Source organism: Cedecea sp. B1(4) (assembly GCF_059414925.1).
This window is the reverse complement of the sequence record NZ_JCAHMZ010000328.1, coordinates 1-403: the sequence shown is the minus strand read 5'-3', so window position 1 is coordinate 403 and position 403 is coordinate 1. Positions and strand designations below refer to the sequence as shown.

1 protein-coding gene is annotated in these 403 nt (G+C 50.1%); it reads right to left on the bottom strand.

What is annotated here, in order from left to right; genetic code table 11:
- Positions 1-329, bottom strand: a 329-nt coding sequence (locus tag ACR6JA_RS23155; RefSeq protein ID WP_494599862.1) for an ABC transporter transmembrane domain-containing protein, incomplete at its 3' end; no start/stop codon positions are given.
- Between the last annotated feature and the right edge of the window lie 74 nt (positions 330-403).

Below are 403 nucleotides of genomic sequence, written 5' to 3'. Positions count from 1 at the left end.
AGTTCGCCCACGGAATTGTGCGCGAAAAACTGAGAATCCTTCTCGCAAAGATAAGCAAAGTATTTTTTCGAGATAGCCTCGACCAATTGAAGGCGCAGCATGCTTTGGAGATATAAGGACGCTGTATTAAATATCCTGGTAAACGCAATCGAACATACGTATATCGCAGCAATCCATGTGGCAGACTTCACCGCACTACCGACGCTCGTCCCACCGGCAAGGATGTCTGTTGCTTTCGCGAGCAGTAGAGGCGCTAGCGACGAGAGTGCCGCTGACACCAAAGTCAATGACAGCGCGCACGTCAGAATCGATACGCTTTTACGTCCCATGCCCCCCCTCAAGAGAAGAAGCAAGAATGACCCGTTCTTCATGTCCTCTTATGCCTCATTGCGAATGGTGTTGC